Source organism: Prosthecobacter vanneervenii, assembly GCF_014203095.1.
GTDB classification, from domain to species: Bacteria; Verrucomicrobiota; Verrucomicrobiia; order Verrucomicrobiales; family Verrucomicrobiaceae; genus Prosthecobacter; species Prosthecobacter vanneervenii.
This window is the reverse complement of sequence record NZ_JACHIG010000016.1, coordinates 72,921-92,400: the sequence shown is the minus strand read 5'-3', so window position 1 is coordinate 92,400 and position 19,480 is coordinate 72,921. Positions and strand designations below refer to the sequence as shown.

Genomic DNA, 19,480 nt, shown 5'->3' with positions numbered 1-19,480 from the left:
CCGCTTCTCGCTTTTCTTTTCCTTTTGTTTCAGCCGCCGCTTTTCGTCGGGGGTCAGGAGAGTAGTTCAGCTCTGATTTCGTGCAACTGTATTTTCATCTTTTTTTCATTTTTCCTGATTATGCACTGAAACGACCCACCTCTGAGACCCTCAAAACGGCCGCTGAAACCATCAAATCATCGCCATCTGAGCATGTGTTGATGTGATGATATGAGTGAAACAACACTGGATCCACGGGGTGATTAACACCGCTTGTACGTAGGGGAATCAACATCATAAGGACATGTGCTGACTGGCGTTCATCTCATAAGAGCTTTTGCGCACGGGTGATTACCACCTGCCGATTGCAGCGCCATCTGCATGAATGACCGCACTCATCACGCAGAAACCCTTCACATCTCATGCAGCATCATGAATGAGGCTGGTGGCAGGCCTGCTCTCGCCAGCTTTTATAGACTGCTTCTGCTCCTCGCGCTGTTTGCACACTCGGAAGCAGCGGCTCTCCAAACTGCCAACCGCACATGATGGTCTGTTTTACAGATAGCGGCACCTCTCCCAGCTCTAAGCTCAAATATAAGCACCATTCAGCTTTCCAGGCTCAGAGTGCCTATGGGAGGTCAATATCGGGCAGGCTGCCGGCCTAGCCGACCTCCGGAGGGGAAGAAGCCCGCCCAGATGCGACTGTGGCCAAAAAAATGCTGTCATTCGTGCCACGCCTGCTATTTCCTTGGCCTGCTACCCATCCCAATGAACACCCCGCATACCTTCACCACTGGCTCCGGAACTCCCGGCAAGTATTATTCCCTCCCTGCACTTGAAGCAGCCGGCATCGGCAAAGTCTCCCGTCTTCCGGTCTCCATCCGCATCGTGCTGGAGTCTCTGCTGCGCAATCTGGATGGCAAGAAGGTCACCGAGGCAGATGTGAAGAACCTCGCCAACTGGAATGCCAAGGCTCCTGGCGAATATGAGATCCCCTTCACCGTCGCCCGCATCGTGCTGCAGGACTTCACTGGCGTGCCTCTTTTGGTCGATCTGGCTGCCATGCGCTCCAAAGTGAAGCAGCTGGGCAAGAACCCCAAGATGGTCGAGCCCCTCGTGCCCGTGGACCTCGTGGTGGACCACAGCGTGCAGGTGGACTACGCCGGAACCCAGAATGCGCTGAACCAAAACCTGGCGCTGGAATTTGAGCGCAATAAAGAGCGCTATCAGTTCCTCAAGTGGGGCGAGCAGGCCTTCAACACCTTCAAGGTGGTGCCTCCGGGCATCGGCATCGTGCATCAGGTGAACCTCGAATACCTCGCCAAGGGCGTGCTGGAGAAAGACGGCGTCTATTACCCAGACTCCCTCGTCGGCACCGACTCTCATACGACCATGATCAACGGCCTCGGCGTTGTTGGCTGGGGCGTGGGCGGCATCGAGGCTGAAGCAGGCATGCTCGGCCAGCCGGTGACCTTCCTCGTCCCTGAAGTCGTCGGCGTTTATCTCACAGGCGCGCTCAAGGAAGGCGTGACCGCCACGGACCTCGTGCTCGAAGTGACCCAGAAGCTGCGCAAGCTGGGCGTGGTGGGCAAGTTCGTGGAATTCTACGGCCCGGGTGCTGTCAGCCTGCCCGTCACCGACCGTGCCACCATCGCCAACATGGCTCCTGAATACGGCGCCACGATGGGCTTCTTCGGTGTGGACGAAGAAACCATCGCCTACCTGCGCGGCACCGGCCGCAGCGAAGAGCTCTGCACCACCGTCACCAATTACTACAAGGCCCAGGGCATGTGGGGCATCCCCACGGAGAAAGGCGCGCTCGATTTCACCACCGAGATGGAGATGGATCTCAGCACGGTCGTCCCCTGCGTCTCCGGCCCGAAACGCCCGCAGGACCGCATCGAAGTGCCCACCTTGAAGGGCAAATTCCGCGACCTCCTCGGCTCGGAAGTGAAGGCAGGCGGCTTCGGCAAGGCCGACAGCTTCAAGCCCGCTGAAGTCGTGGTGAACAGCAAGGCCGATGTGAAGGACACCATCACCGACGGCAGCGTGCTCATCGCCGCCATCACCAGCTGCACCAACACCAGCAACCCAAACGTCATGCTGGCCGCCGGCCTCCTGGCCAAGAAGGCGAACGCCAAGGGCCTGACCGTGAAGCCCTCTGTCAAAACCAGCCTCGGCCCAGGCAGCCGCGTGGTGACTGATTACCTCAACAAGACCGGCCTTCAGGTCGAGCTGGACAAGCTGGGCTTCCAGACCGTCGGCTACGGCTGCACCACCTGCATCGGCAACTCCGGCCCTCTCGACGCCGGCATTGAAGACGTGGTGAAGAGCAAGGATGTCGTGGCCGCCAGCGTGCTGTCCGGCAACCGCAACTTCGAAGCCCGCGTGCATCAGAGCATCAAGGCCAACTTCCTCATGAGCCCCCCGCTCGTGGTCGCCTACGCGATCGCTGGCACGGTTGATATTGACCTGAGCAAGGACGAGATCGTCGCAGGCAGCGGCGTGTATCTGAAGGATATCTGGCCCACCCTCGCGGAAGTGCGTGATGCCATGGCCTCCGCTCTTTCCCCCGAGGTCTTCCGCAAGCTCTACACCGACTTCGCTTCGCAGAATCCGAAGTGGAATGAAATCCAGGGCAGCGTGGGTGACGTGTTTGAGTGGGACGGCAAGTCCACCTACATCCAGCATCCGCCATTCTTTGCTGACTTCAGCATGACCCCCGGCGACATCACCGAGATCAAAGGCGCACGCCCTCTCGGCATCTTCGGCGATTCCGTCACCACCGACCACATCAGCCCTGCGGGCGCGATCAAGAAGGCCAGCCCTGCCGGCCGTTTCCTGCTCGAAAACGGTGTCACCCAGGCCGACTTCAACAGCTACGGCAGCCGTCGTGGCAATGACCTCGTGATGACCCGCGGCACCTTTGCCAACGTACGCATCAAGAACCTCATGCTCGGCGGCAAGGAAGGTGGCGACACCCTCCTGCAGCCTGCCGGCACCGAAATGAGCATCTACGACGCTGCCGAGGCCTACAAGGCCGCTGGCACGCCCACGATCGTCATCGGTGCGGAAGACTACGGCATGGGATCCAGCCGCGACTGGGCTGCCAAAGGAACACGTTTGCTCGGCGTCAAAGCCGTCATCACCAAGTCCTTCGAGCGTATCCACCGCAGCAACCTCGTCGGCATGGGTGTCCTGCCCTGCAACTTCAAGGACAAGGCTGACTACGACAAGGTGAAGGACCTCAGCGATGCCACCTTCGACCTCCTGGGCCTGAGCAATGACTTCAAGCCCATGAGCGAAGCCACTCTCCGCGTCCACAAGGCCGACGGAAGCAGCTTCGACATCCCGGTCATCGTCCGCATCGACACCCCTGTGGAGATCGACTACTACCGCGCCGGTGGCATCCTGCCCTACGTGCTCGCGCAGATCCTGCGTGCGAACGCGTAACGTGTAAGACGAGCTTCCGAGCTCGTTTTGCCCCAGACACGACTTATCCGGCAGCCCACAAGGCTGCCGGATTTTTTGTGCCCATTGCATGTTGCAGCATCGGGATCACACTTTGGAGCATGGACACCTCGATTGTCTTTCCCATCATCCCCGCATCTTCCAAGTCGCTCTGGGTTCTCGCCATCATCGCGCTGGTTCTGATGCTCGGGGCGGCCCTCATGGGCTACCTGGCATGGTCCACGCGTCACGTCACCTGCACCGTCTCCCCGGAAGGCCTCCGCATTCAGGGGGACCTGTACGGCCGCCTGATCCCCCTGCGTGCCCTCCAACTGGACAAGGCCGTGGTGACCAATCTCAAGCAGGACAAGGAGCATCAAGCCAAATGGCGCACCAATGGCACCGGGCTGCCCGGTTATGCCTCCGGCTGGTTCAAGCTGCGCAATGGCGAAAAGGCCCTGCTCTTCATCACTGACCCCACGCGTGTGGCACGCATTCCCACCACAGAGGGCTACAGCGTGATGCTGAGTGTCAGCGAGCCCGCAGCCCTGATAGACGCGCTCAAGCGGCAAAACGGGCCTTAAAGAGGACTGACGGCAGTCACCGTCTCCGCACGTGCGATGAAGCTTCTAGCTTCCTACCCCCCATTCACCACCATGCCGCGCAGGGCGCTGGAGGACATCATGGGCTGCAGCAGCGCCAGACCGGCGCGGAGCTGGGCGGGGGTGGTCTTGGCGGGATTGTTGACGATGATCACATCCGTAGCCAGCGGTGCCAGCGGGGCGACGTTGGCAAAGCTCTTCAGCAGCGGCGAAGCATCCAGAATGATCCAGTCCACCTCCTTTTTGGCACGTTCAATCCAGCTGCGATAGCCGTCCAGAAGCTCGTTGGTCGCGTGAGCAGGCAGGTCACAGCCTGGCAGAAGGAACAGGTTGCTATGGCCGTAGCGCAGCGCCTCAAGATCATGGGCATAAGCACCATACCCCTGCACTGCACGAGGGAACCACTGGTGCAGAGTGGGGGAGGAGGGATTGCACTCCATCATGAACACCCGGCGGCCAAAGTGGCAGAAAGCGGCGGCCAGCACGGCGGAGACGAGCGTCTTCCCCTCTCCAGTGCTGGCGCTGGTGACGAGGATCACGCCCGCCGTGCCGCTGCGCGTGGCGGCCTGCAGCTCCAGCACGCTGGTGAGCTGATGCAGCGCTCCGGAGGCCCCCACGGGTTCCGGCTTCAGCAGCTCTGAGAGCATGGCTTCCGGGGTAGACCCGCCGACATAAGGCAGACGAGCTAGCACGGTGGTTTCCCCGTTGGCAGGTTTGATCACCGGCATCAGAGGACGGCTCTGCACTTGAGGCGGAGCTGGCTGATAAGGCACAGAGGCACGCTGCACCTGTGGAATGACATGTGTCGGTGCCGGAGCAGGTGTGGGTGCAGCGATGGCAAAAGGTGAGGCCTGAGGCGCCGGAGGCGGCTGCGGATAGCCATAACCAAAGGCTGTATGCCGCATCTGTTCATCCGGCGGGGTAGGAGCAGCATCTTTTGGACGGAAAAGCTTCCTCACATGATCGTCAAAGATGCCCCAGCCCACCGGCAGTCCGATCAGGGACAGGCCAAACATCAGCACGGCGGCCACGGCTGCGATGGGCTTGCTCGGCTTTACTGGCTTTTCCGGCACCGTGGCCACATCCGCCACACGCAGCATCCCGCTGTCGCGGAACTGTCCTGTTAGCGCCGCCTGGCTGCGGCGCATCTCGATCTTTTCATACAGCTCCCGGTCCATGCGCACCTGGTCACGCAGCAGGTTTTGCTGCACATTTTTGCCATTGATGTCCAGCGCCACGCCACGCGCCGACTCCAGCTGGCGGCGGTAATCGGCAATCTGCCGCTCCTGAGACTCCACCTCGGCATGGATCATGCCCACCACGCTGTTCACCGCCCGGTCCAGGGAGGCACGCAGTGTTTCGATCTCGTTGGCCAGCGCGATCATGCGCGGGTGCTTCCGACCGCAGGTGGCCTCCAGAGGGGCACGCTCGGCGATCTTGGCATCCAGCTGCTTGCGGATGAAGCTCACGTCTGCGTTGTCGGCAAAGATGCGCAGCTCAGTGAGATCGCGCCCCACCCGCTTGGCATCGGCCACGTCGTTGAGATCGCTCTTGGCCTTGGTCAGTTTCAGGTCAGCCTCGGTGATGGCTGCATTGAGCTGACGCACCTTGTCGCTGGAGACATCCTTGGTGTCCGTGTCTTCCATCAGCCCTTCTTTGCGGCGGTATTCGGCCAGCTTCTGCTCAGACTCACGCAGGTGCTTGAGCAGCTCTTCAGACTTGGCCTCAAGAAAGGTGGAGGCATCCGCGCTCAGCTGCCCTTCCTGGTCTGCCACGTAGTGCGTGTACTGCTCCACATAGTGGTTGGCCAGATCTGCGGCCAGTTGCGGATCACGGTCGCGGATCTGGATCCGCAGCACATGCGATTCCTTCAGCGGCTCAACACGCGCATTGGCGATCATGAGGTTGATAAAGCGCTCGCGCGGATCTCCCAGCTTGCCCGGCTTGTAAAGGCCCACCAGCTTCAGCAGCTCATCCTTGCGCCCGAGCGAGTGCGCCTCACGGTCCAGAAACGCATCACGCTCCTGCGCAGGAAAGTGATCATACAGATAGCTCAGAAAGCGCCGGGAGAGCAGCTCGGCACGATGGTTGTTGATGAGCTGCACGGCGCTCAGCTCTCCGGGGCCGCGGGCCAGCTTGCCGTCGATATCCACCACGCTGCCATCCTGAATGCGCAGCAGCATCTGCGATTCCGCCTCATAAATTTTGGTGCCCATTCCGAGGGCATAGAAAGTCACCGCAGCCAGCAGGGCTCCGAGCACCGCTCCTCGCAGCCAGCGCTTGCGAATGTAGCCGATGACGTCCACCAGGCTGATGAGAGACTGCACCTCAAAGTCCTGCGGATTCATCGGAGGCAGGAAGGCGCGCGGATCAAACACCGGCGACATACCAGGATGAGCGGGTACCGTCATCGAGGGAGCTACGGGGGAAAGACTCCGCTGCGGTGCCAGGGCGAGCATAGCCCCAAAACCGTCCGGCGGTGCGGCGGTTTTGCTGGGTTCTATGCTGTAAGGAATAGCCATGAGTTTATTCAGCAGAAGGGCGGAGAGCATTTTCATGCTCATTCTCGCATCTGCCAGAGGAATTCATCACCTTGCGGCGCGGCAGCCAGCGGCGAAGGGTGCGGAGGGTTTTGAAGGCGGCGGAACGCCAGCTTGTCGGATTAAAGGCTTCCACATCCAGCAGCCAGCGTGCGTCATCGGCCCACTGGCGCTTGTATTCGTAATCGCTGGGCAGCAGGTCATACACTTGCAACCCACGCTGGATACAGCAGTCAATGGCCCAGCGGATAACCAGCTTGCCAGGAGACATTTTGGCCAGCGACTGCTCCCAGCCAGACTGGTATTGGAAAAACTGGTCGCGTTCGATGAAACCGTAAAGTACGGCAATGAACTTGCCATCCATCTCCAGCATGGGCATCAGCGTGCGCTGCTGTGGCAGCCAGCGCTCCGCCAGCCGCTGGTGGAAACGCCAGGCTGTTTCCGTGGTGAAGCTGCTGATGCCGGAGGGCCACTGCATGGCGTGCAGCACCCGCAGCTCCTTCATCGCCTCGGATCGATCCACGCGCTCACCGGCCAGAGTCGCGGTGCCTGCGTGGTCGCTGGTGAACATACGACGGTAACGGCGCAGGCCATAGCGCCATTTGGAACTGTGACGCGTCTCGTACTCATCCCAGGTCGCAGGCAAATTGACGAACCGGCATACCTGCCGGTTCAGCACGCCTGCACCGCTGAAGTCTTTTTTCAGCGCCGCGATGATGTATGGAGTGTTGGGAGATTCCTCCGGCAGATGATTCAGGCGCACATTGTCGCACTCCGGCTTCAACAGCTTGAAAGCGCGGCAGAGCTGCGGCGTCAGTTCGGCCTCCTGCCCTGCGGGCACGATGAAGTCGAGCCGCTCTCCATGTGCCTCTCCAAACCCGGCCAGGAAAGTCAGTGTGAGCAGAGGCCGCCGTGCAGGATCTGCCTCATGCGCGAGCATGAGCGGCGCAATGGCATGCGGCACGCCCTCAGCATCACGCAGCAGCGCGAGCGCGAGCCTGGCGTCCTGGCGGCACTCTTCCCACCACAGGCTGACCCAGTCCCAGCGCATAAATGGCGAGCGCGTAGCCATCTGCTCCACCAGCGCATCCCAGTAGGGCTGCAGAGCGTGGAAGGCGGCTTCATCCCGCACAAAATCCAACGTGAGCTGCCCCCGACGTAGGGTCGTGGTTTCTCGCGCCGCCTCGTTCCGTGGTTTGGTTCTGACCTGGGCCATGCTCATTGCTGCTCTCCTCCCTGCCTCCCGGCTGTTTGCTTGCGGCGCTGTGCGGACTGAATCAGGGCGCCCAGCTGCTGGCGGGCCTCCAGCAGCGCACCAGTGTTGTCATCCCAATCGCCAAAACCACGGACAAACCGTTCCGTGAGGCGACGGGCTTCGTCCTCCAGACCCAGCTGACGGGCCAGCATGAGGTAGTCATAATCCTCCACGGTCTCCCGCAGCCATTTCAGCCGCATGGAGGCCACCGGCGCATGGCGGCCCTGGCGCTCTTCCGTAGCGGGGTAAATGAAAGAGCCATCGCCATTGTACACAGCACCGTCTGGCGCTTTGAAGGTGCCAGCGTCCTTCCAGACATCCACGCCTTCAGCCGCAAAGATGGTGTCCCAGTATTCCAAGCCCGTGATTCCATGCTTGGGAAGCAGCCAGCCCATGATACGGTGCGTCATTGGCGGGTAGTCCACGGCCCACACCGGCGGAAAGCTTTTCACGAGCTTCTCCGGCCTGCCGTGCTGCTGCTCCCAGGCGTCCGGCATCTGCACGAGTGCCGCGTAGGTCCACACCTCATCGCCCGACTGGTGACGCAGGGCGATGTCATGCCTGCCGCCGGCCCATTCCATATCCTTCCATACTTCGCTGAAGTGTGGTCCCCAGATGTCCACGGCACCGACGAGAGAACCCCATTCCGATTTTTCCGGCGAGGGCTGCTCCGTCACATGCAGCGGCACGCGCACGCCGTGCCTCTTTTCCACCTCATTGAAGAACTGGCCCCAGGAGCGCACCGTGTCATAGGCGGCCCGGTCATTGGGTTCATCCAGATCTCCCATGATGACGTATCCGCGCGACTCACAGCGGATCCTGGCCAGCACCTTCATCCACTGCGCCACGTAGCTCATCGCGGCCTCGCGGTCCTGACCCAGCGGATCTTTGAAGGGCCACTTGGGCCAGATTGGCAGGCCGATGGAGTTGCAGTGGCGGTGCAGCAGATGCTTTCTCAGCGCCCGCTCCACCTTCTCTTCATCCAGCTTTCCCGTATCGGCGTCAGGATAGCTGCCATAAATCTGATCCACGCTGAGACGGTGTGCGGCGAGCATGTCATAATAAGCGTCCAGCACACTGGCGTGGGCAGCAGAGGGCGGCTTGTCGTTGTAGTCCAGCCCATGCACCTGGGCCACATGCCGCACTGTGGTCATGATGGAGGTGCGCAGACTGGGCACCACCGGCAGGTCAAAGTCCCACACCTCAAGAGTGTATCCTGCCAGAGCCACCGTGCCGTCGGCAAATTCGAAGCGGACCTGGCCGCCGTAGGCACCAGACGCGGCCGTATAGGGCACAAAGACATCCACCCAGAAAGGCTGATTTACCACCTCCGCACCGCTTATCTCCTGCACTGGCATATCCAGCGGCACCAGAGCGTCAGGATAGTCGCCCGGTGGCAGTGGTGCACGGGGTGTGGAATGTGAAACGCGAACGTAATGCTCTCTCAACACCAGCGGGGCGGGCAGCAGGGCTCCCGAGCCCTCTTTCGCGATACCCGTGGCCTGCACCTTCAGTCCTTTGAGCTGCTCCGGAGTGGCGGTGACGATGATCTGCAGCGGTTCCCATTCGCCACGCGCGGCGTGGACGGTGTAGCCGGACGAAGCTGGCGCAGTCCCATTGCGCGAGATGCGTGTCATCCCATCACAAAAAGACACGCTCAACGGCTGACCGACAGTCAGCGCGGGAATGGCGAGAAACAGCAGAGACAGCGCTTTCATGCTCCCACCTCCACGAGTTCTGCATAGGTTTCTTCATACTGCCGCGCAGCATGCGCGATGGTAAAGCGCTCCAGCACCCGCTGGCGCGACTGCTGCGCCACGGCTTCACGCGCCGCCGCATTCATCTGCAACGTCTGCTCCCAGGCTGTGGCAAGCGCAGCGGGATCTCGCATCGGCACCACGCTGCCCACGCCCTCCAGCAACCGGGCACAGTCTCCCACATCTGAAGTCACACACGGGACACCGCAAGACATTGCCTCAATCACCGTCATCGGGCACGCCTCCGTGCGGGATGAGAGTGAGAACAAACTCAGCGCCGGGTACAAACGCCAGGGATCAGGACGAAAGGAGTCAAACCGCACCTGTTGCGGACTCGGCAGCTGGGCAAGCAGTCCGCGCTCCACCTCTCCCAGCTCCACCTCCACACCGCCGCAGAAGACGAAGTGCGTCTCGGGCACCCTGCTCTGAAGGATGGCGGCGGCACGCAGAAAGGTGGCCAGATCCTTCATCTCATGAAAACGCCCCACGTAGCCGATCACCGGCACGTTTGCCGGCAGTTTCAGTTCCGCCCGGGTGTCCAGACCTGCGTCCGAATCTGGCACAAAACGCTTCGCATTAATACCATTCGGAATCCACCGCATCTTTGCGGCAGGGTAACCCATGGCCGAATGATCCTCGATGGCTGCGGCGGAGCAGGAAACGATGCGTTTGGGGATGAATCGGGAGCTGAAGCCCAGTGCACGACGAAAGAACGCCATCCTCGCATCGCTGTCTCCTGGATTGCGATGGATCTCGCGGCAGTGAATGCCCCACACGACGTGGCGCACGCCACTCAGCCACGCCGTCCAGCCGCCCACTAGGTCAGAGTGGTGCATCCACGTCTGCACGACATCCGGGCGCTCTGCGCGCATCACGGCACGCAACCGCGCCAGCGTGCGGGGATTCAGATAGGATGTGCTTTCGAGGTCATGAACAGACACACCTGCCTCGTGCAGGCGCCTGAGCTGGTGAGTCCATGGACGGGCATTGATAGCCACCACCACACTGCGAAATTTCGCCGGGTCGAGTGACTCCGCCAGATTCATGAGCATGGCCTCAGCGCCCCCGCCACCAATGCTGTAGGTAAAGTGCAGCACCGTGGGCCTCTTGTCGCATGCCGGAGCGGGCAGAAGTTGCTCAGACACAAAAGCACGCACCGTCTGTCGGAGGGGGAGTTGCAACGCCTCACTCGCGTTTAGCGTGATCGTCCTCATAGCATCGCCCTCGCTTTCTGGTACCGCTGACGCCAGTCCTTGAGAGTTTCAAACGCGCCGGACACTGTGGCTTTGGCATCCCATACCGATTCTGGGGAGCCATAGCGCGGCAGTTGCAGCATGGGCACGTTGTCGGGCACACGGCCGGTGATCGTGGTGCAAGCGGCCTTGAATCCGGCCTCCCGCACCAACATCAGAGTTTCCCGGGTAAAGTCATCGCTGCTGCCATTGGGGTAAGCGAACAAGGTCGGCAGCTCGCCTGTCTCGGCATGGATACGATCCCGGCATGTGGCGATCTCCGCACGCATCGCCATGGTGTCGCAACGGGATAGAATGGGGTGTGTGTGTGTGTGCCCGCCAATGTCCACATGGCCGCTGAAGGACATCTCACAGGCCATCTCCCAGGTCATCGGGCGCATGGCAGCTGGCAGGTCGTCAAAGCCGGGCTCGTCCACTCCCAGAGCCGCTTCCAGGCGGGCCACTTCTCCCAGAAGATCGGCGTCCGGCAGCTCTTTGAGTTCCGGCAGCAGCAGTGTGAGCGACTGCTGCCGAAGGGTGTAAGTGCCTAAGTAGAGACGCAGCTTCTTACCGTTGATCTTCCAGTCGAGCAGCTCCTTTTTGGCACGTCCCAGCGCCAGATCGATCCGCTGAAACCAGAACATTTCTTCGCGGTCAAGGAAGCCTGTGGTCACAAAGATCGTAGCATGCAGCCCAAACTCTTTAAGAACGGGAAACGCCAGCTCGTAATTGGAGGCGTAGCCATCATCAAAGGTGATGACCACGGCATTGTCCGGCAGGGATTCCCCCTTGGTGCGTGCCTCGACCAATGCTGAAAGTGAAATGACTTGGTAGTCTTTTGCCAGCATGGCGCAGGTCTGGCGGAAAACTTCGACCGGGAGATAAAGCGAATCGTCAAGAACATGGGGATCCTGCCTACCTTCCCTAAAGCCATGAAATGTGAGTATGGTGGCCTCCTTGGCCCGCCGTGAACGTGCATAACAGGCCAGTCCGCTGCACACGAGGGCAGCAGCTTTGATTGAGCGCGAGATGAAACTGAACGGCATAATCAAAGGATAAGGGCATATTTAGCGCCCAGGCTGGAAACAGCCGGGCGGATTGGTGGTCATGAAGAGTGAGCCATCGCGACGAATCCCTAGAGTTTAGAATGTGATTTATTAACTTCAATAGAATTATCATAAATACCGTATCATTCTTACGCTTTCCTTACTTTTGAATTTTGTTCGCAAAACGAAAAAGCCGGAGGGGTACCCTCCGGCCTCGCCGTGTGCAAAATGACTCTATCGCCCGGATCAGAGCGGTCTGATCCAGATGTTCCTAATGCGAACCGGCGGCTCGTTTTTGTGGTCTTGGATACGGATCGGGGCTTTTTCAGGGAATTCCCCGCTGTAGTCCGTGATGTTCTTGTGCTTGGTGGGGCCCATGATCTTTGTATGGTTCTGCACACAGATGCCGTTCACAAAGGTGGTGATGTAGGCGGGCTCCACGACCTTGCCATTTTCCAGCTTCGGAGCGGTGAAGACGATGTCATAGACCTGCCACTGGCCGGCCGGACGCACCGCGTTCACCAGCGGAGGAGTCTGCCCGTACACGCCGCCGGTCATGCCGTCTGCGTAGGTGGGGTTGTTGTAGCAGTCCAGCATCTGGGACTCATAGCGGTCCATGAAGAACACCCCGGCATTGCCCTTTTTCTGGGAGTTGCCCTTCGTATTGGGCTCGCTCATCCACTCCAGGTGCAGCTGGCAGCTGGCAAACTCCTGCTTCGTCCAGCAGTCGCCGCCGGAAATCAGCATCACGCCGTCCTCGATCTTCCAAGGGCAGGGGATGATCTTTCCGGTTTCCTTACCCTTGGCATCCTTCTCCTTGGCCTGCAGGGCATCAGAGCTCTTGCCGTTGAAGATGATGATGGCATCCGCAGGCGCGTCGCCCGGCTTTTCGCCAGGGGCCACTGCTTCAGGGCGCGGACGGTCGATGTCATGCACCTTCCATTTGGAGCCCGGAATGACGGGCGTGTCGGAGTAGCCGATAGGAGAGGGTTTGTCTGCAGCGGCGGCAGGTTTGGAGTCGGCGGCAAAGGCCGGGAGGCTCGCGAGAGCCAGCAGGAGAGTAGAGGCGATGTTTTTCATGCGGGTAGCAGCAAACGAGAAGCCGCAGGGGATGTTGCAGGTCAAGCAGTGAAGTTCTTGAAATAACAGGTTGCCAATCTGTCAGGAAAGACGACTCTAACGGTCCCAATAAATCGCGGGATGGAGCAGCCCGGTAGCTCGTCAGGCTCATAACCTGAAGGTCGTAGGTTCAAATCCTACTCCCGCAACCAATTTCAAAACCCCTGCAATTCACTGAGTTGCAGGGGTTTTTGGTTTATGAACTCAGTGTGGACGCCAGCAGCACATCCCCTCCGGTCTTGGGAGCTGCGCCCAGGCTCGGGGTGCTGCCAAACCGGCGGTGCAGATACTCAATGAGCATGCGGTGAAATCTGCCACGCGCATCCGCAGTGGAAAAGGTGTGGTCCGCATTGGGGATGAAGTGGCACTGCAACCGGCCCTGCCTGATAAGCTGGTTCGCCTTGCGCCGGGCCTGGTACATCATGAGAAAGTGGCCCGGATCATTGTCCGAGACAAACATGGCCAGCGTACGCCCTGCTGAGGCGATGCGCTGCAGATCTCCCGCCAGATCCTGCCGAGCTGGGTGCCCGCACCCCAGGTACTGCTCCGGCGCAGCCGGACGGGCGGGCTGCAGGCTGGCCACCAGCTTTTTCCCCACTTTCTCGGCCAGCGGCTTGAGATGACTGGAGAAGCGCTTGATCGATCCCACAAAGCCTGTGCGCGTTTTTCCAGTGAGCAGCTTCTTCCAGTGGCTCCACTTGAAGAAGGCCCGTCCATACTCACGCCAGGCCACCAGTTGATCCATGCTGGTGTCATTGATGACCATCCCCTCCTTCCAGAAGAAGACTAGCGGATTGATCAGGATGCTCTCGATGATGGCGGGATCAGGAAGCTGCGCGGCAGATTGGAAGGCCACGTAGGCCCCGGAGCAGAGCCCCATGAGCACGATGGGCCTGCCAGGCTGGCGTGTACGCAGGTAGTCGCAGACCAGGCTCACATCACGAAAGGCAGTGGCGGCATAGGCATCGTTTTCATTCTCAGGATCTGCGGCCACGCTGTCGCCGATGCCATTGATATCGACTCGCAGGCTGGGGTAGCCCAGCTCTGCCAGCTGACGTGCCAGTGGCACATGCAACCGCCCTGGCCCGATGTGGTGAGCCGCTCCCGCATTGGCAATGACCAGCCACGGCAGTGAGGTCTCACGCCCGGCAGGCTCCGCCAGGATGCCAAACAAATCCGGTGCGCTGCTGATGCGGTGAATGCTCTCCCTCACCCCGCCGGTCTGCATGGACGTCACCAGCGCGGAGGGTGAAATGGCAGCGGCAGCGCGCATCGGCGGCACCTTGGCCTTCATCCATTCCGTGATGCTCTTGAGCGCCTCATGCGGCACCACGGTGTCGTGCGGCTCGGCCATCATCTCGTTGTAGCCAGACACCGCCACGGACTCCGCCGCCACTCCCTGCTTTGCCAGATGATCCAGCAGACCGCCATCGCCTGAGATGGGGGCGATCAGCGCATGCTGACAGCGCGGTGTGCAGGAGAGCAGATCAATCTTGCCCAGGTCCGCCGCCATCTCGCGGGTATAAACAAATCCCATCGCCTCGATGCTGCCTGCCTCGGCTTCAGATGCAGCCATCTGCGCGGTCTGCGCCAGCGCGGTGAGTTCGCGCACGTAGCGCCGACCTTTGACCATCGGCGCCCAGAGCACCAAATTTTCCACCTCATGCCGCGCCGAATACTGCACCGCCAGTGCGGCCCCAAAACGCAGGCCCACGAGGCTGATCTTCCGGCACCCTGCCATGCTGCGCAGCCATGCGGCAGCATCTTCCACATTCGTCTGCCATGTGGCCAGCCGCTGCGGATCCTCCACCACGCCTTCGGAATCTCCAGTGCCGAGATAGTCTGGGCGCAGCACCGTGAAACCCGCCGCTGCCAGCCGGTCTGCCAGATGCCGCAGCGTGCGGTGAGCATGCACCTGCTCATGCCCCAGCGGCGGGCAGATCAATACGCCGTGATCACCAGCGCCTGCGGCACGATGCAGCCACGCAAACAAGGACTGCCCTCCGCTCTCAAAATAAAAAGCCGTTCGCTCGATGTGGTCCATCCCTGCCTGCTCCTCCGGCATGCACGGGCATGGATCATCGGCGGCGGGGGTCATACGGGGCTTGGTGGAGAGGGGCTCAGTTCCACCGGAACTTCGCCCATCATGTTCAGGGCTTCAACATAAGCTCTCAGCATGCCAGCTCCGCCGGTGCGAGGCGTGAAAATCACCGCCCTCGGCCGGTTAGGCATGAGATGAAAGTAGTTGTCCGCAGGTAGGTGGCCTTTGGCAGAAAGCCGCACGCTGTGCAGGAAGCGCTCGCATTTCAGCGTCACACGGTAGCGCCCGTTTCCCAGCGCCTCCGCGACGGCCTGCAGCAGGCCCGCAGCCATGGGCTGCGCCTCGGGATCGCGCGCACGCGTGAAGTGGAAGGCCTCGCTCAGCACTTGCCGCTCCGCCGTGTACCACGTGGCGACCACCGCATGATGCACCGGCGGGCCAAAGCGGTACGCATAGTTCACGTCGTAAAACGAGCCCAGGATCTCATCCACGCTGCGTGTCTCCAGCGCACGCGGCCCCACCTTCAGCGCGATCTCATGACAGGCCACGCTGACATTGGGCTCCCGCAGCAGCTGCACCTCCAGAAAGCCCTCCACGCTGTCGGCGCTCTCATTGCTCAGATGCAAATGCAGCCCGTCCAGGCCTTCATCCGTCAGCGTCAGCTGCCGTGTCTGCCACAGGCGCTTGAGCTGGTAGTACGCCGCCTTGGGTGCACCGCTGCTGTCCACGATGCCCCATCCAGCCGCCGGCCAGAGATCCTGGTAGAACCACACCAGCGCACCCGCATTGCGGCTGTGGCCGCTGCGCCACTCCGCAAAGGTGCGCGCCATCATCTCACCGGGTGCCACACGGCTGAGCTCCAGATAGCGCGGCATGTCAAAGCAGCGCAGCGTCACCGGATCCACGCCAAAGACCTCGCGCAGATAATGATCCCGCACGTCTTCAAAATCCCAGCCTGCACCGGTGTCCCGTGGCACGCGCTGCTTCCAGCGCGGGTGGTGCATCACCGGCATGAGCCCGCCCATGATCTCATCTATGGCCTCCGGCTCAGGCACATTGGAGAAGCCCAGGCACTCGCTGGTAAACTTCACATCCGCCTGCCGCAGCTCGCGCAGGGAGCGCAGATACGCGCCGATGCCGTAAAAGTGCGTGATCCCCGTGCGCGTGTGGAAAGGCAAGACTCCGCCGCTGGGCGATGACGGCACATACACCGTGCCCGGATGATGCTGGCCGCACAGCGCAGGCAGCTGCTCGCCAAACCAGACATTGCGCCAGAGCTCGCGCGCCAGGCCCAGCATGGCCGCCTGCTGCTCGATCTCGCTGTTGCCACAATACACGGCCACACAGGGGTGCTGTGCCAGCCGGGCCAGCTGCTGCGTGGCCTCGGTGGTGATGTTCGCATTAAACGCCGCGTCCTCCACCGGGTAGTCCATGTTGGCAAACATTAAGTCCTGCCACACCAGGATGCCCAGTTCATCGCACAGGCGGTAAAAGGCATCGCTTTCGTAATTCATCGTGCCGCCAATGCGCAGCATGTTCATGCCTGCGTCTCGGGCGAGCATGAGCTCATGCATCAGCGACTCTCCGGTGCCGCCAGGGTGGAAGATGTCATGCGTCGTCCAGCACGCGCCACGGCAGTGCACGCGCTCTCCATTCACCTGCAGCGCAAAGCCGGGCTCATGGCTCGCCTCAATCCGGCGGAAACCAATCGCCTCCAGCGGAAACTCATGCGTTCCACTTTCCGTCTCGATCCAAACAGCCGCCGCATGCAGCGCCTGCGCGCCATGTGTGTGCGGCCACCACAGATCAGGCTGCGGCACGCGCAGCTCGCCGCTGATCACATCTTCCTGAATATGCAGCGCCGTTTCATGTCCTCCCACATGCAGCCGGGCTGAGACTATCTTCTGCACCGATGCCACACGCGCCTGAAAACGCACCACGCCATCCACGCCATCCAGCACGGACGTGCGCTTCACTTCACTGAGCCGCACCGGGCGGCACTCCAGACGCACTTCACGCCACGGACCGATGGCAGGCACGGGCGGAGACCAACCGGGAATGCGCCCCAGCAGACCGGTGCGCAGCCAGCGCAGCTGCTGGTTGTTCACCAGATTCGTCTTCCAGCGCGGACGCGGGCGCCGTTTCTTCAAATCAGCCGTCACCGAGCGGAAACAAATCGCCAGCTCGTTCTCCGCTTTCAGCTTCGTTGAGACATCGACCTGGTAGCTGCGGTACATGTTGTCCGCATTCAGAACACACTCGCCATTGAGCCAGACCTCTGCCAGCGTGGCCAGTCCGTCCAAGCACAGCATACAGGGATCCCCCGACGGCATGGCAAAGCTGGTGCGGTACCACCAGTCCTGCGCATCGATGTCCGGCGGGCTTTGGTGGTTCCACTCTCCACGCGCACGCAGTGCCCCGGCCACGGTGCCCGGCACCTGCGCCTCAAACCACGCCCCCTGCACCGCCGCAGGCTCCGGGCTGGCGCCGGGCGTCTGCGCGCAGCAGGTCCACGGGGCAAAAGGCACGGAGTCGGTCATGGCATGTTATGCGGGAAACGCACTCTTAAGCTGCTGCATGGCCTGCGTCCAGCGCTCCGCCATCTGGTCCACCGGAGTGAAGTCGATCGGCTTCTTGCGCGCCATGGCACGGGCCAGCTGAAACTGCAGCGCCTTGGCCGTGGTGGAAAGGCTCATCACATTCTCGATGGCTGCATCCAGCCCCGCCACGCCCTGGCCTTGCAGCCATTTCAGGTAGGTGCCTGCCAGCTCATAGCAGGAGCCAAACTGCCGCAGCGTGGCAAACGAGTATTGGTGAAAGGTGGTGATGGGTTCGTGGATCAGCCACTGCATGTCCGCCTCAAAGCGCGCGCGGAATTTCACAAAGGGGTTCTCCACCGGCAGGCGCTGCAGCTGGCGCTGCAGCAGCACCAGTGAGGCGCTTAGCAGGGCCTCTCCCTGCAGTGCAGGTGTGGGGGCTTTTTTCACCACCTCGCAGTAGGGCGGCAGGATGGCGGGATTTTTTTCCCCACGCAGGTGGAAGATGTTTTCAAAGTCATCTCCCTGCAGCTGGTAGCAGCCCTGTGCATGGAAATACACCAGGCGCTGCTGCTCCATGTCGATCTCCGCCACGGCTACAGTGGTTTTAACGTGCTCCAGCTGGTAGGCGCTGCCGGCGGTGTCCGGGAGGTAAAAGGAGTCCAGCTCCACCAGCAATGTGCGGCCCATGCCCAGCTGCTCCTGGATGTGCGCCGTCAGCGGCCGGTAGAGGGCCAGCTCCTGCACATCCAGCCCGTAGAGGTCATACAGATCCCCCAGCTGGTATTTGAAAAAGGTCCACTGGTCGCCCTCAAAGTCGATGCCCAGCGTGAAGGGCAGCGCCGCGATGGGCTCCAGCCCGAGCGCGTGGAGCACCTCGATCCATACATCCACGTAGCAGTTGGTCTCCGCCCACTCGCGCTCCTGCGTGTGCAGGCGGTGGCGTGTGTAGGTCTGCACGTCCAGCGCTGGAAAAGGCAGGCTCATAGCTCCAGGGCGTTCTTCACATCCGCAGGCCAGCGGTCGGGATCAAAGCCATGATGTTTGAAGAGCGCCAGCGTGATGCGCTCCAGCCCAAAGCCGATGCAGGCCGAGTGCGCGGGCTCTCCATTCGGGAGCTTGATGTCGAAGGCTTTGCCAAAGTAGTCCAGGTGGCAGTTGGTCGAGGCGATGGCCGTCGGCTTCTCCGCCGTGGCCACGGCAAAGGTGAACTCATGCTTGAGATCCTGATCCTTCTGCGAGGCCGCCATCACGCGGCCGCCACGGCCAAAGAAGGGATCATTGGCCAGCACGATGTCCACCTCCAGCCCCACTTCGGCCAGCGTGTCGCGGCCCAGCTCCAGGCAGCGCCTGCGGTGCTCCAGCGCCTGCTCGGCGGTGCCGATGCGCACAAACTCGCGCTGGCGGAAAAACTGCAGACGGCAGGGGTCGATGGAGGGCTCATGGCGGAACACCTGGGAGAGCAGGTCCACGATGCGGCCTTCGCTCGTCAGCGTACCGGTGGCCGTGGGATACAGCGGATAACAGCACGCGGGGGAAAGCATCAGCTCGCTCGGCTTGAGGTCCTGCGTCCAGTCCTCGCCGTTCTCACGCTTGGCCAGCATGGCGATGTGCTCGCGGTCGCGGCCCATGAAGCTGTGCACCGAGCCCATGAGGTCCGGGAAGTTTTCCATGTGACTGGTCTTCAGATAGTGCTCCCGGCTCAGCAGCCCCGGCAGGCGCATGACGTCCGCCTTGAAGCCCGACGCACGTTTGGTCACCAGACGGTCAAAGCCCTGCAGCACGGCGTCAAAGGTGCCGCCGTAGCCATACACGCCGCGCACTCCCAAGGAGATGAGCAGCCCGGCCTCGGTCACCTGGTCCAGAAAGGCCTGATAGGCCTCGGTGAGAGGAAGAGAAGAGGTGGAGGAGCAAGTCATGAG

The 19,480-nt window shown here is 61.3% G+C and carries 12 protein-coding genes and 1 tRNA gene; 3 read left to right on the top strand and 10 right to left on the bottom strand.

Annotated features, from left to right (window positions below; genetic code table 11):
- Positions 1–747: 747 nt before the first annotated feature.
- Complete coding sequence (gene acnA, locus HNQ65_RS24740) at positions 748–3,432, top strand: aconitate hydratase AcnA (protein ID WP_184344194.1); 2,685 nt, start codon at positions 748–750, stop codon at positions 3,430–3,432.
- 119 nt (positions 3,433–3,551) lie between these two features.
- Positions 3,552–4,013, top strand: coding sequence for a PH domain-containing protein (locus tag HNQ65_RS24735; RefSeq protein ID WP_184344192.1), 462 nt, complete (start codon positions 3,552–3,554; stop codon positions 4,011–4,013).
- 53 nt (positions 4,014–4,066) lie between these two features.
- Here the strand turns inward: HNQ65_RS24735 and HNQ65_RS24730 are convergent, their stop codons facing one another.
- From HNQ65_RS24730 to HNQ65_RS24705, 6 genes are all read right to left on the bottom strand, one after another.
- Positions 4,067–6,589, bottom strand: coding sequence for an exopolysaccharide transport family protein (locus HNQ65_RS24730; RefSeq protein ID WP_221306289.1), 2,523 nt, complete (start codon positions 6,587–6,589; stop codon positions 4,067–4,069).
- Positions 6,558–7,787: a GNAT family N-acetyltransferase gene (locus tag HNQ65_RS24725; protein ID WP_184344188.1), complete on the bottom strand. Its 1,230-nt coding sequence runs from the start codon at positions 7,785–7,787 to the stop codon at positions 6,558–6,560. The genes HNQ65_RS24730 and HNQ65_RS24725 overlap by 32 nt, the downstream gene beginning before the upstream one ends.
- Positions 7,788–7,789: 2 nt before the next feature.
- A complete protein-coding gene (locus HNQ65_RS24720) occupies positions 7,790–9,544 on the bottom strand; it encodes a glycoside hydrolase domain-containing protein (protein ID WP_184344186.1) in 1,755 nt (584 codons plus the stop codon).
- A complete protein-coding gene (locus HNQ65_RS24715; RefSeq protein WP_221306288.1) occupies positions 9,541–10,728 on the bottom strand; it encodes a glycosyltransferase in 1,188 nt (395 codons plus the stop codon). The genes HNQ65_RS24720 and HNQ65_RS24715 overlap by 4 nt, the downstream gene beginning before the upstream one ends.
- A 65-nt stretch (positions 10,729–10,793) precedes the next feature.
- Positions 10,794–11,663, bottom strand: coding sequence for a polysaccharide deacetylase family protein (locus HNQ65_RS24710; protein WP_184344182.1), 870 nt, complete (start codon positions 11,661–11,663; stop codon positions 10,794–10,796).
- Positions 11,664–12,107: 444 nt separating this feature from the next.
- Positions 12,108–12,941 carry a 3-keto-disaccharide hydrolase gene (locus HNQ65_RS24705; RefSeq protein ID WP_184344180.1) on the bottom strand — a complete coding sequence of 278 codons (834 nt, stop codon included), beginning with the start codon at positions 12,939–12,941 and terminating at the stop codon, positions 12,108–12,110.
- Positions 12,942–13,055: 114 nt separating this feature from the next.
- On the opposite strand from HNQ65_RS24705, the gene HNQ65_RS24700 reads away from it, so the two are divergent.
- Positions 13,056–13,132, top strand: a tRNA-Met gene (locus HNQ65_RS24700).
- A gap of 44 nt (positions 13,133–13,176) precedes the next feature.
- On the opposite strand, the gene HNQ65_RS24695 is transcribed toward HNQ65_RS24700, so the two are convergent.
- Genes HNQ65_RS24695 through HNQ65_RS24680 form a run of 4 tightly spaced genes read right to left on the bottom strand, consistent with a single transcriptional unit; the run spans position 13,177 to position 19,477 of the window.
- The gene (locus tag HNQ65_RS24695) at positions 13,177–15,078 is read right to left on the bottom strand and encodes an alpha/beta fold hydrolase (protein ID WP_184344178.1); all 1,902 of its coding nucleotides are present in this window, start codon (positions 15,076–15,078) and stop codon (positions 13,177–13,179) included.
- Entirely contained in the window at positions 15,075–17,561 is a 2,487-nt protein-coding gene (locus HNQ65_RS24690) for a glycoside hydrolase family 2 protein (protein ID WP_184344177.1), read from the bottom strand. Before HNQ65_RS24690 ends, HNQ65_RS24695 begins: the two co-directional genes overlap by 4 nt.
- Before the next feature lie 6 nt (positions 17,562–17,567).
- Positions 17,568–18,545: a DUF1839 family protein gene (locus HNQ65_RS24685; RefSeq protein WP_184344175.1), complete on the bottom strand. Its 978-nt coding sequence runs from the start codon at positions 18,543–18,545 to the stop codon at positions 17,568–17,570.
- Entirely contained in the window at positions 18,542–19,477 is a 936-nt protein-coding gene (locus HNQ65_RS24680; RefSeq protein ID WP_184344173.1) for an amino acid--[acyl-carrier-protein] ligase, read from the bottom strand. The genes HNQ65_RS24685 and HNQ65_RS24680 overlap by 4 nt, the downstream gene beginning before the upstream one ends.
- Positions 19,478–19,480: the final 3 nt, after the last annotated feature.

What these genes read in the sequence shown, in the direction of transcription:
- HNQ65_RS24695 (WP_184344178.1), bottom strand. Translation starts at nt 15,078, where the DNA reads ATGACCCCCGCCGCCGATGATCCATGCCCGTGCATGCCGGAGGAGCAG.
- acnA (WP_184344194.1), top strand. Translation starts at nt 748, where the DNA reads ATGAACACCCCGCATACCTTCACCACTGGCTCCGGAACTCCCGGCAAG.
- HNQ65_RS24705 (WP_184344180.1), bottom strand. Translation starts at nt 12,941, where the DNA reads ATGAAAAACATCGCCTCTACTCTCCTGCTGGCTCTCGCGAGCCTCCCG.
- HNQ65_RS24725 (WP_184344188.1), bottom strand. Translation starts at nt 7,787, where the DNA reads ATGGCCCAGGTCAGAACCAAACCACGGAACGAGGCGGCGCGAGAAACC.
- HNQ65_RS24690 (WP_184344177.1), bottom strand. Translation starts at nt 17,561, where the DNA reads ATGACCGACTCCGTGCCTTTTGCCCCGTGGACCTGCTGCGCGCAGACG.
- HNQ65_RS24680 (WP_184344173.1), bottom strand. Translation starts at nt 19,477, where the DNA reads ATGACTTGCTCCTCCACCTCTTCTCTTCCTCTCACCGAGGCCTATCAG.
- HNQ65_RS24730 (WP_221306289.1), bottom strand. Translation starts at nt 6,589, where the DNA reads ATGAAAATGCTCTCCGCCCTTCTGCTGAATAAACTCATGGCTATTCCT.
- HNQ65_RS24710 (WP_184344182.1), bottom strand. Translation starts at nt 11,663, where the DNA reads ATGCTGGCAAAAGACTACCAAGTCATTTCACTTTCAGCATTGGTCGAG.
- HNQ65_RS24720 (WP_184344186.1), bottom strand. Translation starts at nt 9,544, where the DNA reads ATGAAAGCGCTGTCTCTGCTGTTTCTCGCCATTCCCGCGCTGACTGTC.
- HNQ65_RS24685 (WP_184344175.1), bottom strand. Translation starts at nt 18,545, where the DNA reads ATGAGCCTGCCTTTTCCAGCGCTGGACGTGCAGACCTACACACGCCAC.
- HNQ65_RS24735 (WP_184344192.1), top strand. Translation starts at nt 3,552, where the DNA reads ATGGACACCTCGATTGTCTTTCCCATCATCCCCGCATCTTCCAAGTCG.